The 14,727-nt window shown below is 37.4% G+C and carries 14 protein-coding genes; all 14 read right to left on the bottom strand.

Annotated features, from left to right (window positions below):
- Positions 1–25 precede the first annotated feature (25 nt).
- A complete protein-coding gene (locus WMO14_RS03010; RefSeq protein ID WP_055174197.1) occupies positions 26–2,677 on the bottom strand; it encodes a valine--tRNA ligase in 2,652 nt (883 codons plus the stop codon).
- A gap of 150 nt (positions 2,678–2,827) precedes the next feature.
- Complete coding sequence (locus WMO14_RS03015) at positions 2,828–3,172, bottom strand: hydrogenase maturation nickel metallochaperone HypA (protein WP_055306085.1); 345 nt, start codon at positions 3,170–3,172, stop codon at positions 2,828–2,830.
- A 230-nt stretch (positions 3,173–3,402) separates the two neighbouring features.
- Positions 3,403–6,150 (bottom strand): FAD-dependent oxidoreductase, encoded by a 2,748-nt coding sequence (locus tag WMO14_RS03020; RefSeq protein ID WP_022502135.1) that lies wholly within the window; start codon positions 6,148–6,150, stop codon positions 3,403–3,405.
- 70 nt (positions 6,151–6,220) lie between these two features.
- Positions 6,221–6,892: a hydrogenase nickel incorporation protein HypB gene (gene hypB / locus WMO14_RS03025; RefSeq protein WP_349153239.1), complete on the bottom strand. Its 672-nt coding sequence runs from the start codon at positions 6,890–6,892 to the stop codon at positions 6,221–6,223.
- Between the two features lie 357 nt (positions 6,893–7,249).
- Positions 7,250–7,747: a CarD family transcriptional regulator gene (locus WMO14_RS03030; RefSeq protein ID WP_022502137.1), complete on the bottom strand. Its 498-nt coding sequence runs from the start codon at positions 7,745–7,747 to the stop codon at positions 7,250–7,252.
- A 162-nt stretch (positions 7,748–7,909) separates the two neighbouring features.
- A complete protein-coding gene (locus WMO14_RS03035) occupies positions 7,910–8,494 on the bottom strand; it encodes a DUF6465 family protein (protein ID WP_349153240.1) in 585 nt (194 codons plus the stop codon).
- 18 nt (positions 8,495–8,512) lie between these two features.
- Positions 8,513–8,767: an HPr family phosphocarrier protein gene (locus WMO14_RS03040; RefSeq protein WP_090139820.1), complete on the bottom strand. Its 255-nt coding sequence runs from the start codon at positions 8,765–8,767 to the stop codon at positions 8,513–8,515.
- A gap of 79 nt (positions 8,768–8,846) precedes the next feature.
- Positions 8,847–9,158 (bottom strand): DUF3837 family protein, encoded by a 312-nt coding sequence (locus WMO14_RS03045; RefSeq protein ID WP_055174192.1) that lies wholly within the window; start codon positions 9,156–9,158, stop codon positions 8,847–8,849.
- Between the two features lie 2 nt (positions 9,159–9,160).
- Positions 9,161–9,955, bottom strand: a complete 795-nt coding sequence (trpA, locus tag WMO14_RS03050; protein WP_349153241.1) for a tryptophan synthase subunit alpha — start codon at positions 9,953–9,955, stop codon at positions 9,161–9,163.
- A complete protein-coding gene (trpB, locus tag WMO14_RS03055) occupies positions 9,955–11,142 on the bottom strand; it encodes a tryptophan synthase subunit beta (RefSeq protein ID WP_349153242.1) in 1,188 nt (395 codons plus the stop codon). The genes trpA and trpB overlap by 1 nt, the downstream gene beginning before the upstream one ends.
- Positions 11,143–11,227: 85 nt before the next feature.
- Entirely contained in the window at positions 11,228–11,875 is a 648-nt protein-coding gene (locus tag WMO14_RS03060; RefSeq protein WP_349153243.1) for a phosphoribosylanthranilate isomerase, read from the bottom strand.
- Between the two features lie 14 nt (positions 11,876–11,889).
- Positions 11,890–12,708, bottom strand: a complete 819-nt coding sequence (trpC, locus tag WMO14_RS03065; RefSeq protein WP_090139793.1) for an indole-3-glycerol phosphate synthase TrpC — start codon at positions 12,706–12,708, stop codon at positions 11,890–11,892.
- 28 nt (positions 12,709–12,736) lie between these two features.
- On the bottom strand, positions 12,737–13,306 hold the full coding sequence (locus WMO14_RS03070) for an anthranilate synthase component II (protein ID WP_022502145.1): 570 nt from the start codon (positions 13,304–13,306) through the stop codon (positions 12,737–12,739).
- Complete coding sequence (gene trpE, locus WMO14_RS03075) at positions 13,303–14,718, bottom strand: anthranilate synthase component I (RefSeq protein ID WP_349153244.1); 1,416 nt, start codon at positions 14,716–14,718, stop codon at positions 13,303–13,305. Before trpE ends, WMO14_RS03070 begins: the two co-directional genes overlap by 4 nt.
- Between the last annotated feature and the right edge of the window lie 9 nt (positions 14,719–14,727).

Raw genomic sequence — 14,727 nt, forward strand, 5'->3', positions numbered from 1 at the left:
AAACACATATAACTTTAACTATCAGCTATTTAGAAAGTGTTGCAAGTCTTTCTTCAACCTGTGCAAGCATATTAGAATATTTCTCTAATTTAGCTTTTTCTTCATCTATCTTAGCCTGTGGTGCTTTAGATGTGAACTTCTCATTATTAAGCATACCATTGCAACGGCTGATTTCCTTATGAAGCTTATCTTCTTCTTTCTTTAATCTCTCGATTTCCTTATCAATATCAACAAGCTCTGCAAATGGAATATAGATAACTGCATCTGGAATAACTGTTGATACTGCATCTTCTGGAATACCAGACTTATCAGACTGGATTACAACTTCACTCGCATAACCTAATGTCGCAAAGAATACTTTACCATTAGCGAATATATTTCTAACATTCTCATTCTCTGAAACAATATATACAAGTGCTTTACGACTTGGTGCAACATTCATTTCAGCTCTTAAATTTCTTATATTGCGGACTGCTGTCTTAATTGTTTCGATGGCATTTTCATCTTGTGAATAGTTATTATCTTCTGTGTATACAGGCCATGAACTTATCATAATAGACTCTTCCTCATCCTGAATATTACAGAATATTTCTTCAGTGATAAATGGCATATATGGATGAAGAAGCTTAAGTGCATCTATAAGAACCTTCTTTAATGTCCATATAGCTGCTGTCTTAGTTGTATCCTCGTCATTGTAAAGACGTGGTTTAACCATCTCTATATACCAGTCACAGAATTCTTCCCAGATAAAGTCGTTAAGCTTGGCAACTGCTATACCAAGGTCGTACTTTTCCATATTATCTGTAACTTCTTTAATAAGTGAATTCATCTTTGATAATATCCACTTATCTGCCGCTGTAAGATTAGCCGGCTTCTCATCTGTAGCCTTTATCTTGTTGTCTGGGTCATTCATCATTATGAATCTTGAAGCATTCCATACTTTATTGGCAAAGTTACGGCTTGCCTCAACTCTTTCCCAGTAGAAACGCATATCATTACCAGGTGCATTACCTGTGATAAGTGTATATCTTAAAGCATCTGCACCGTACTTATCAATAACTTCAAGTGGGTCTATACCATTTCCAAGTGACTTACTCATCTTACGTCCCTGTGAATCTCTTACAAGTCCGTGGAATAATACCTTGCCAAATGGCTTCTTACCCATCTGCTCATATCCTGAGAATATCATTCTGATAACCCAGAAGAATATAATGTCATATCCTGTTACAAGTACATCTGTAGGATAGAAGTAATCAAGCTCAGGTGTATTATCCGGCCAGCCAAGTGTTGAGAAAGGCCAGAGTGCTGATGAAAACCAAGTATCAAGTGTATCTGGATCCTGTTCCATATTAGAGCTTTTACACTTAGGACATGTACATACCTTATCCTTAGATACTACCATCTCACCACAATCCTTACAGTAGTAAGCAGGTATTCTGTGTCCCCACCATAACTGTCTTGATATACACCAGTCTCTTATGTTATCAGTCCAGTTAAAATATGTCTTATCCATAGAAGCTGGAACAAGTTCAATATCACCATTCTTAACGCCTTCAACTGCTGGCTTGATAAGCTCATCCATCTTAACGAACCACTGCTGTTTAATCATAGGCTCAACTGTTGTCTTACATCTATCGTGTGTACCAACATTATGAACGTGGTCTTCAACCTTAACCAAAAGTCCCTGTGCATCAAGGTCAGCTACCATAGCTTTTCTTGCTTCGTATCTGTCCATACCGGCATACTTTCCGCCAAGATTGTTAATTGTAGCATCATCATTAAGTATGTTAATCTCTGGAAGGTTATGTCTTTTACCAACCTCAAAATCGTTAGGATCGTGAGCCGGAGTAATCTTAACAACACCAGTTCCGAATTCCTTATCAACATAGCTGTCTGCGATAACAGGTATCTTTCTATCTGTAAGTGGAAGGTATACTTCCTTTCCAATAAGATCTGTATATCTTTCATCATCCGGATTAACAGCAAGTGCCGAATCACCAAGAAGTGTCTCTGGACGAGTAGTAGCTATCTCTACATATCTTCCTTCTTCACCAACTACAGGATAATTGATATGCCAGAAATGTCCTGCCTGCTCCTCGTGTTCAACCTCTGCATCTGATATAGATGTGTTACATACAGGACACCAGTTTACAATTCTTGAGCCCTTGTATATAAGACCTTTTTCATATAACTTGCAGAATACTTCAAGAACCGCCTTAGAACAGCCATCATCCATTGTAAATCTTTCTCTGTCCCAGTCACAAGATGAACCAATCTTCTTTAACTGGCTTGTGATAGTTCCGCCATATTCTTTCTTCCATTCCCATGTTCTTTTAAGAAAGCCTTCTCTTCCAAGCTCGTGCTTGTCAATTCCTTCTTCTTTTAAGGCATTGGTAACCTTTACTTCTGTCGAAATACTTGCGTGGTCAGTTCCTGGCACCCATAATGCTTCATATCCCTGCATTCTCTTAAAACGAATAATAATATCCTGCATTGTATTATCAAGTGCGTGACCCATATGCAGCTTTCCTGTAATATTAGGTGGTGGCATTACAATAGTAAATGGTTTCTTATCCCTGTTTACTTCTGCGTGAAAATATTTCTTATCGAGCCACTTCTGGTACAATCTGTCCTCTATCTCTGAGGGATTGTAGTTCTTTTCCAATTCCTTACTCATAGTAGTAATCCTTTCTATATCCTAAGAAAACAATCTATTTAACCGATATAAATTCCGCCATTAATCAGCATAACATATCTTATTATAGCATAATATATTATTTTCTTATAATCTCAATCTGTTTAATCATAATATTACCAGCTAAAAATGTCAACACGCCTCTATTTCTTTGATGTTAAATTCACTTCCCTGCAAAAGATATGTATGTGTACTTCCACATTCAGGACATATCTTTCCATATTTTACCGTTTCATATTCAGCCTTGCAGTCCTCACAGTAAGTAACTGCATTTATCTTCTCTATAACAAGCTCAGAATTCTTTAATAAATCTTCCTTCTTTACCGCCCATTTCCAGCAGTCTGTAAGGTATGAGTCTATTACGGTGGATACTTCGCCAAGTTCTAATACAACTTTAGTTATCTCGGATATTTCATTATTCGCGGCTACTTCTTTTAAATCGTCTATTATGTGAAATACTACGCCTAATTCGTGCATTGAGGTAATTGCTCCTTTCTCTGTGATTTTTCTATCTATACCATAATACACTATAGGATAGAAATAGAACAACCACAATACAATCGCTGCCAAAAGCCGCAAAGGCTGTACAGCCTGATTATATTGCAGTTGTTCTTATCTACATAGGAAATTATCCTTATGTCATTATTACTATAGCTTAATATAATTATTACTAATTATCATTATCTGTTATCCAGCTATAAGGTTGTTTATTTCTTCTTAAACTTAATCTTTATAGCCTGCTTAGCTCCATAAGGAAGTATATACTTAAGCTTGTCTTCACTCTTTCTCATTGTACTACATTCTGGTAAATCCCTGTTAAGGTGTATTGCATCGAATTCACACTTAGTTGTGCATATACCACAGCCAATACATTTGTTAGGGTCTACTACAGAAGCACCACAGCCTAAACATCTTGCTGTCTCTGCTTTAACCTGTTCTTCTGTAAATGTAAGCTTAGCATCTCTGAATGACTTCTTATGGTCAAATGAATTATCTGTTCCAGGTATCTGTCTTGAAGAATTATCATAGCTTTCTACCTTGATGTTATTCTTGTCAAGTTCTATGAAATCCCTTCTGTTACGTCCTATTGTAAGTGAGCTGTGTGGCTGTACATATCTGTGGATTGATATAGCAGCTTCTTTACCAGCCGCAATTGCATCAATAGCAAATCTTGGTCCTGTGTATACATCTCCACCGATAAATACATCTGGATCTGTTGTCTGGTATGTAAGCTTGTCAGCTTTAACTCTTACGCCATCTATCTCAACCTTTGTGCCTTTTAATAAATCGCCCCAGATTGTTGTCTGGCCTATACTTAAGAATACGTGACTGCACTTAACTGTCTTAGTATCATTCTCATCATACTGAGGATTAAATCTTCCATCTGCATCCTTAACTGATGTACATCTCTTAAGGACAATTCCTGTAACCTTTCCATTTTCTGTAAGGATTTCCTTAGGACCCCAGCCACAGTCAAGCTTAACGCCTTCTTCTACAGCCTCTTCTATTTCTTCTTCTGAAGCTGGCATATTAGCTCTGTCCTCAAGACAGAACATAGATACATTGTAATCACCAACTCTTGTGCTTGTTCTTGCAACGTCAATAGCAACATTACCACCACCGATTACAACAACATCACCTTCAAGTGGGAATTCGTGTGTGCTTCCAGCCTCTTTTAAGAAGTCAACTGCTGACATAACGCCCTTGGCATCTTCGCCTGCAACTCCTGCTTTTCTTGAACCCTGACAGCCTATTGCTATATAAAATGCTTTATAACCCTGCTTCTTTAATTCATCAATAGTGATGTCCTTACCAACTTCAACACCTGTCTTAATGTCAACGCCCATCTGTCGCATAACATCTATCTCAGCCTCAACAACATCTTTTTCAAGCTTAAATGATGGAATACCATATACAAGCATACCACCAGCCTTCTTATTCTTCTCAAATACAGTTGGCTTGTAACCCTTCTGTGCAAGATAGAATGCACACGAAAGTCCGGCAGGACCACCACCAATAATAGCAATCTTCTCATCAAAATATCCCTTAGTTGCCGGAACTACTGGTTCTGGTATATAACGTGTATCTGCCTTTAAATCCTGCATTGCAATAAACTTCTTAACTTCATCTATTGCAATAGCTTCATCTATTGTTCCTCTTGTACAGGCATCCTCACATCTTCTGTTACATACATGTCCACATACTGCTGGGAATGGATTATCCTTCTTAATAAGTGCAAGTGCATCCTTGTATCTTCCCTGAGCTGCCATCTTAAGGTAACCCTGAACAGCTATATGTGCTGGACAGGCTGTCTTACAAGGTGCTGTACCTGTATCATAACAATTGATACGGTTCTTATCCCTGTAATCTTCTGTCCACATATGTGGTCCCCACTTCTGCTCTGATGGAAGTGGCATTTTAGGATACTTAATCTCGCTTCCGTCCTTAGTACATAACTTCTGTCCAAGCTTTACAGCTCCTGCCGGACAGTATTCAACACACTTGCCACAGGCTACACAGTTCTCTTTAGTTACCTTGGCAACATATGCCGAACGTGACATATTAGGTGTGTTAAATAACTGCGATGTTCTAAGTGCATAACAGACATTAACATTACAGTTACATATAGCAAATATCTTGTCCTGTCCGTCAATATTAGTAATCTGGTGAACAAAACCATTGTCTTCAGCCTTCTTGAATATCTCAAGTGCTTCTTCCTTAGTGATATAATGACCGCCCTTGCCTGTTTCAACAACATAATCAGCCATATCACCAACAGCTATACACCAATCCTCTGGATCATCTGCACAGCCTTCATCATAAGTCTTTCTTGACTTACGGCATGAACATGGGCTTGCTGCATATTTGCCATCATACTTATCAAGCCAGTATGATATCTTCTCTAAAGATATTGCCTCGTTATTCATATCAATAGCTTTCTCTACCGGAATAACGTGCATACCAATTCCTGCACCCCCTGGTGGCACCATAGGAGTAATCTTTTCCAATGGAAGACGGCTCATTCTCTCAAAAAAACGTCCCATCTCTGGATGTTCTTCAAGAACTGTGGAATTCATATTAGTAAATTCAGCACTTCCTGGTACGAACATTGGAAGAACATACTGCTTCTCGTGCTGTGGGTTTTCCCAGTTATATTCCAAAAGACCATTAAAAGACATCTGCTCAAGCTGCTTTTCAAGTTCTTTCTCGTCCATTCCTGTAATCTGCACCATCTGCTTAAGTGTCTTAGGCTTACGGACACCCATTTTTAATGCTATATTGGCCTGTTCATCTGTACATATTGGTGCAAGTCCCCAGTATTCCGGACTATCTGCTGTTAATTTTTCAAAGCCAAGCTTAATTGGCACTCTGTCTGTTATCATCTTGCCAAGCTTAAGTATTGGCTCTCTTACCGGAAGTTCCGGATGAGGATTTTTAAATTCTTCTTTACCCATAAATTGTCCTTTCCACCTTATAAAGGCTTTTATCTTCGTTGCTCACGTTAAATAATTATGCTCATTATGATTATGCTTCTTTCCATTCAATAACCTGGTTCTTTAACCAGTCTGTCCATTCTAATATTCCTTCACCTGTCTTGGCACTGACAGGTATTACCTTAGCATCAGGATTTCTTCTTCTGATATATTCCCTGCACTGTTCAATATCAAAATCAAAATATTCCATAACATCAATCTTATTGATAAGCACAACATCACACACTGAAAACATAAGGGGATATTTAAGCGGTTTATCATCACCCTCTGGTACCGAAAGAATCATAACATTCTTTACCGCACCTGTATCAAACTCCGCCGGACAGACAAGATTTCCGACATTCTCAAGAACTACCAGATCAATATCACTATCGTCAAGCTCATCAATTCCCTGTCTTGTCATATCAGCATCAAGATGACACATTCCACCAGTATGAAGCTGTATTGCTTTAGCACCTGTATCAGCAATTGTTATTGCATCAACATCTGAATCAATATCAGCCTCCATAACGCCTATTCTTAAGTCATCTTTCAACTGTTCAATCGTTCTTGTAAGAGTTGTTGTCTTTCCTGCCCCCGGTGATGACATAAGATTTAAAAGAAATACACCTTTATCTTTTAAATCTTTTCTTAAAAGAGCGGCACGTTCATCGTTACTTTCAAACACGCTTTTTTTCACTTCAATAACCCTAACGTCCTTCACTGCTAACCTCCCTGATTTAATATGAGCTAATAAAGCTGTTCACATATGCCAAGCCATAACAATAGCTTATTACATACTATGTGAATATTTAATTGTCAATAAAAGTCTGACTAAATTATGCCGTAATCAATCCCTGCTTTTATGCGTATTGCACTATGATAGCAATATGTTAAAAAAATGTCAATTATCAATTCACGAAATCAAGCTTTATCATAATAATATTATTATATATGTTTTAAAATAAAAAAACCAGTGTTATTGATAAAATGCAATCATTGAATGTTACCATTAATTACATTTATCTAAAACACTGGATAAAATATATTATTTAATCAAACAGGATTTCTCTGATTAAAATCAAAGCACTGACAGATAATTGTCCATCTGCTCTGACATTGCAGTGTAGTCCTCATTCATAGCCGCTGCTATCTCTCCGTAAAGAAGCTTTCTTGCTGTTGCAAGCATACGGTTATCTGCCGACTTCATTCTCCTTAACTCCTTTGCTCTGTCATTCTTTATGTTAAACAAAGCTCTTACAAGGTGCATAAGCTGTATAACGTCCTGTGATTTAACCATCTCGTCATACCTGGATGGGTGAATCTTTTCATTGAGTGCCTCATCCTTCTTACAATTCTTAGCACGGTCAATAAGCTTGATACAGGTATCCTTGCCAATTATGCTCCTAATCATAACTTTGTTATTCTCAACTGGCGAATATATAATACCTTTAGTGTCATATACAGGCTGAAGAAAATAATAATCTTTGTCAATTCCCTTTATAGGTGGTCTGCCTATCTGTTCAATCTCACATACACCTACAACTCCATAAACAACTTTTTCATTAACTTCAAACATATAACTCCTCATTTCTGTGTACTTTACCAACTTGAGTATTATTATACATCAATTCGACAATTTTTTCAAAATATTTTCTTTTAAAATTCTTTATAAAGAACAAAAAAGAACTGTGGCATCATACATACACCACAGTCCTTTAACATTATGTATCAATTGGAATTAATAGAGATTAACACGTCCTGCAACATTGCCGTTAGCAACATAGTAACATGCATTATCTTCTGGCTTTAAGTACATTTTCAGTTCCTTAATCTCTACATTCTGTTCCTTAGCATCTTCAACTATTCTTGCAACAAGAGTTTCCTCATCAACCTGTTTATTAGCATACTGGAAGAATAACTCCTTATCAAAAGTATTCTTAGCTGCCTTAGTTGTCTTTCTAATGGCTGGCTTCTTTGCCTTTACTTCCTTAACAGCCTTAGCTGCTGTCTTAGCTGCTGCTTTAGAAGCTGTCTTTTTAACTGCTGCCTTCTTAGCTGTGACTGCTGTCTTAACTTCTGCCTCTACACTCTTAGCTGTTGCCTTTACATCAGCTTCAACCTTCTTGGCTGCTTCCTTAGTTTCCCCGGCTGCCTTCTTTACTGTCTCAACAGTCTTAGCTGCTTCTTTCTTAGTTTCCTTAACAGTTTCTTTTGCTGCTGCCTTTGCAGGTGTCTTTCTTGTAGTGGTCTTCTTAACATCTGCACTCTTTGCTGTCTTAACTTCTGTCTTAGCCTCGTTACCAAAAATGTCCTTAGTTTCCATGATCAAATCCTCCATAAATTAATCATTACAAGTTAAAAAGTTCCTAATTGCATCGGTGGCATTACTCTCATCACTGCCAGTAGCTGTAACTTTAACCTCGATGCCTTCCTTTAATCCAAATGCCATAATCCCCATAAGACTTTTTGCATTAATGTTTTTTCCTTCGCCCTCAATCTCAATATGACTGTCAAACTTACATGCTATCTGAACTAATTCAGCTATTGGATTCTTATGTGCTTTGTTAATGTCTGCAACCTTAACCAATTCTGTCATCGTTAACATCCACCTATCCTTCATAAATTAATTACATTTGTAGAATATACCTCATATACCCTAATAAGTCAAGACCTGCTTAAATATTCTTATCGTTGTATCCCATATGATATAGTTCATTCATCTGCTCATCAAACTTATCTGTAACCTCATAATCAGACGTTATTGCAATTAACTGCTGTATCTTCTTATCGTCAGTCTGGATAGCTGAAATACCACTTATAACCTTATCATACACGCTTTTTAATTCAGTTATTGTGCCTTCTGGTTCAACACCCTCCTGACTTGTTAAAATACCAAGTGCATACGCACATTCATAATTTCCTGTCATTCTGGCATTATCATATCTGCATTTTGTCTGTATCGCTGTTCTTACAAGACTAACAACCATATTTACTCATTCATCTCCTTCTTGAAAGAGCTTATATATTCTTTGATAACATTTTCATCATAATTATTCTCTTTCATAAGAGTGATAAAATGTGAACCAACAATTGCACCATCAATAATATCCTCAAGCGGCTCTACGTCCCCGGCTGTTCTTATTCCAAATCCCATCATAACCGGAACAGGGCTGTTCTTCTTAACTTCCAAAAGATACTCTCTTATCTGCTTATGGAAATTAGCACCATTACCTGTAACACCCATCTGTGATACACAGTATACAAAGCCTCTTGCATTATTAACAATCATAGGTATACGCTGCTTAGATACCGGTGATACGAGCTGTATAAGAATTGGTGCAGCTTCATTTTCTGCAAGCACTGCATTAATCTCTTTCTGCTCCTCATATGGAAGGTCTGGTATAATAAGACCGTCCACTCCGCAATCTGCACACATTTCGACAAATTCTTCAAGTCCGTAATGGTAAACTGTATTATAGTACATCATAAACACTACAGGTGTAGTAAGTCCTTCTTTTCTTACCTCTTTCATAAGTGTAAATATCTTTGTTAAGGTTGCACCCTTCTGTATTGCTTCATAAGATGCTGCCTGAATAACCGGTCCGTCTGCTACAGGGTCAGAAAATGGTATTCCAAGCTCCATAACATCTATGCCTGCCTCCTGCTGTGCGAACATAATCTTCTTAGTTGTTTCCATATCTGGAAGCCCTGCTGTTGTATATGTGATAAATGCCTTTCTTCCTTCATTCTTTAAGGCTGTCATTTTTTCTTCTATTCTATTCATTATTTATTAGTCTCCTCTCCATTAAGATATTTCTTTACTGTGTGAACATCCTTATCGCCACGTCCTGAAAGACACATTACTATAATCTTTCCCTTGTATTCTCCCTGTGCCATTTTAAATACGTGGGCAAGTGCGTGGGCACTCTCTATTGCTGGAATAATACCTTCCATCCGGCAGAGTTCCATTAACGCATCCATACACTCAGCATCTGTAATTGATACATATTCTGCTCTTCCTGAGTCTCTTAAATATGCATGTTCCGGACCTACACCCGGATAATCAAGACCTGCTGATATACTGTGGGCAAGCTTGATATTACCAGCCTCATCCTGTAATAAATATGACTTCATTCCATGAAGAACGCCCGGTTCTCCAAGTGCCATAGCAGAAGCGTGCTTTCCTGTATCTATTCCAAGTCCACCTGCCTCAACACCGATAAGCTTTACATCTTTATCATCTATAAAATCAGCAAACATTCCTATTGAATTAGAACCGCCGCCAACACAGGCAACTACTGCATCAGGAAGTCGTCCTTCCTTTTCTAATATCTGTTTTCTTGCCTCTGTTGATATTATTCTTTGGAACTCTTTAACCATTTTAGGATATGGATGAGGACCTACAGCTGAACCGATTATATAAAATGTATCCTCCGCTCTCTCAGCCCACGTTCTTATAGCTTCGTTAGTTGCATCCTTAAGTGTTGCACTTCCTGTCGTTACTGCCTGAACCTTTGCACCAAGCATTTCCATTCTGAATACATTAAGTGACTGCCTTTCTATATCTTCAGCACCCATATATACTGTACATTCCATTCCAAAAAGTGCTGCTCCTGTAGCTATTGCAACGCCGTGCTGTCCAGCACCTGTCTCAGCTATAACCTTAGTCTTTCCCATTCTCTTAGCAAGAAGTATCTGACCTATAACATTGTTAATCTTATGTGCTCCTGTATGGTTTAAATCTTCTCTTTTAAGATATATCTTAGCACCATACTTCTCGCTTATTCTCTCTGCATAATATAAAGGTGTTTCTCTTCCTACATACTCTTTAAGATAGTACATATATTCTTTTATGAACTGAGGATCTTTAATAGCCTCATCAAATGCCTTCTCTAACTCATTAAGTGTATTCATTAATGATTCAGACACATACTGTCCGCCAAACTCTCCATAATATCTGTTATCCTGCATAATTGTTCCTCTTTTCCTTTAATTAAATATTACACCCAGCAAGCTTTGATAAGCTTTTCTGGCTTTATACCATAAATCTACACTGTTAATTATTAACAGCATTTATAAATGCTTTGACTTTACTTTCATCTTTGCCTTTAATAAGCACATCTTCATATTCAACACCAGAGCTTATATCAACAACATCAGGCTGTACGCATTTAACTGCCGCCGCAACATTGCCACTGTTAAGCCCCCCCGCAAGAAATAACTTCTTTTCTGTTATCTCAAGCTCTTTAATACTGTTCCAGTCAAACGTCTTACCCGAACCCGGAACACCTGCATCAAGAAGTATTCCAGCAACTTTATCAAGCTTCTGACTTTTTTCAACCTGTTCCTTAACTGTATTAATTATGTCGTCAGTTTTATCTGCATTATTGTTATCTGATATATTAACTGCCCTTATAATCGGAATTGTGTCTGCCTCATATACAGCCTTTTCAAGTGTGCCGTGAATTTGAATATAATCAAAACCTGCTTCCTGTATTTTATACAATTGTTCCACTGTTGGTGATACTGTAACAGCTACAGCTTTTATGTCTGATTTTTTCAATATATCAACTATTATCTTAGCTTCTTTTATTGTTACATCTCTTTTGCTCTTTGGATAAAATACAACAACACCGCCATAATCAGCACCATATTTTATAAGAAGTCCCGCGTCTGCTTCACTTGTAAGCCCGCATATCTTCACTTCAACAGGAGAAGCTATTTTTTTGCCTTTAAAAGCTCCTTATCGTATGTATCTTTAAATTCTCTTATAAGCTCTTTAGGATTAAGTGCTTCCATAAGCACTGTTCCGCAAAGCAACGCATCTGCCCTGCTGTCAGCAAGCGGCTTAACATCTTCACTGCCTTCCACCCCGCTCTCAGATACAAGAATCTTTCCTTCTTCTCTCATCTTAGGTGTCACCATATCTGAAAGCTTCTTAGTCGTATTAAGATTAACTTCAAATGTCTTTAAATTACGGTTATTAATTCCAATAATCTTAACATCAAGATTTATCATACGCTGCATTTCTTCCGCATCGTGAACTTCACACAGCACATCAAGTCCAAGACTGTATGCCAGATCATATAACTTCTTGAATGTCTTATCATCAAGTATTGCGGCTATCAAAAGAATTGCATCTGCACCTATAACTTTAGCTTCATATACCTGGTATTCATCAATTATAAAATCTTTTCTTATAATCGGAAGATTAGTCAGGCTTCTGATCTGCTTAAGATATTCTGTGCTTCCATTAAAATGATCTTCCTCTGTAAGACACGATATAGCATCTGCACTCTCACTATATTGTCTTATTCTTTCAGTCAGGTCTATCTTATTATCCATCTTTCCGTGGCTTGGAGAAGCCTTTTTAAACTCTCCTATTATTGATAAACCCTGCTTTCTTAAGGCATCATAAAAACTTATGCTCTGTCTTTTTAAATTAAGTGCTTCCTGCTTCATATCCTCTTCACTTATAGCATTTTTATGTTCTACAAGTCTTTTCTTCTTATCTTCTACAATAACGTCAAGAATCATATTATCTCCATTTCTACACATTTATTAATCAGATATTGCCATTAACAAAATTCTCTATCATTCTTTTTCCGTGTTCAGTATATATTGATTCAGGGTGGAACTGTAAACCGACAACCGGATATTTCCTATGCTTAACTGCCATAATCTCTCCGTCATCAGTTCTTGCAATTACCTCAAGCTCATCTGGAAGTGTACCCTCTATAATCGCAAGTGAATGATATCTTGCAACCTTTACAGGCGATGGAATTCCTTCAAATATACTGCTTCCATTATGAATAACCTCTGACTGCTTGCCGTGCATTAACTGCCTGGCATATGAAACTGTTGCACCAAATGCAACACCTATGCTCTGATGTCCAAGGCATATGCCAAGTATAGGTTTCTTACCTGTAAAATGCTTTATCACCTCAACACTTATGCCTGCCTCTAAAGGGCTCTTAGGTCCGGGAGATATAACTATTGACTCTGGATCTAACGCTTCAATCTCCTCTATTGTTATCTTGTCATTTCTTACTACCTTTATATCATTGTTAAATATACCTATAAACTGATAAAGATTATATGTAAATGAATCGTAATTATCAATTAAAAGAATCATAACTGTTCCTCCTTAACAAGTGTCTTGGCAAGTGCCATAACTTTATTACAGCACTCCATATATTCAAGCTCTGGCTTAGAGTCTGCTACAATTCCAGCTCCTGCCTGAAGATATACATAGTCACCTTTCTTTATCATAGTTCTTATTGTAATACAGAAATTCATATTACCGCCAAAATCAAGGTAACCTGTTGCTCCTCCATAAAGACCCCGTCTTACAGTTTCCAATTCATCTATAATCTCCATAGCCCTTATCTTAGGTGCTCCGCTTAATGTACCTGCTGGAAGGAATGATGATACAAGGTCAAGAGGATGATATTCTCCATTTCTTCTTCCCTCTACCAACGATACTATATGCATTACGTGTGAGTATCTCTGCACATTCATAAACTTTGAAACTCTCACTGAACCTAACTCACTTATCTTACCACAGTCATTTCTTGCAAGATCAACAAGCATTACATGTTCTGCTCTTTCCTTCTCATCACTAAGAAGCTCATCTTCTAATGCTATATCTTCCTCCTTAGTTCTCCCACGTCTTCTTGTTCCAGCTATAGGACAGGTATATACTTTAGAATCTGTCTGCTTTACTATCATCTCTGGTGAGCTTCCTATTATTTCAAAATCCCCAAAATTATAATAATAAAGGTATGGTGATGGGTTAAGCTTTCTTAACTTCTCGTAAAGATTAAAACCTGTCTGTTTTGTCTTGACTGTCCATCTCTGTGATAATACTGTCTGGAAAATGTGTCCTTCTTTTATATAATTCTTAATCTTCTCAACCTTCTGGCTGTATTCATCTATCGTGTCCGATTTTTTCACAATCTGGCCATCAAGCTCCATATCAATCTCTTCGTTATGATATTTACCAACGCCTTCTCTTGCTGTCTTTATAAGTTCCTCAGCTTCCTTTAATGCTCTTGCTCTGCCTTCTTTGCTATCTTCATCAAGAACTACTGCTGTAAATGTTTCAGCCTCGTGGTCGATTGCTATGAACTTTGAAGCTAACATAAGCTGTATTGTTTCTATGCCTATCTCATCTTCATTATCATCTGGGAGATTCTCTGTATATCTTATATAATCATATCCAAGACTTCCAACAAGTCCTCCCATGAATTCAAGTTCTTCTGCATCTTTTATTATTTCAAATTCATCGAAATATTCCTTTAATCTTACAAGCGGATTACCTTTTCTTACTTCCCTGCTTCCGTCTGATTTAGTAATTACAAGACTGTCCTTATCTGACTGGATAACCTCCTGTGGGTCAACTCCCATAAATGTGTATCTGCCATTTTCCTTATCATTACTCTCCATAAGAAAGCCCTTCTTTTCTCTTCCAAGCCCCTTATAAAGCTCAATAGCTGATTCATTAACAATACTTACTGTCTTTTTGTATGCTTTTAATCTTCTCATACACCAATC

Source organism: Lachnospira rogosae (ex Hitch et al. 2025), assembly GCF_040096455.1.
GTDB lineage: Bacteria > Bacillota > Clostridia > Lachnospirales > Lachnospiraceae > Lachnospira > Lachnospira rogosae.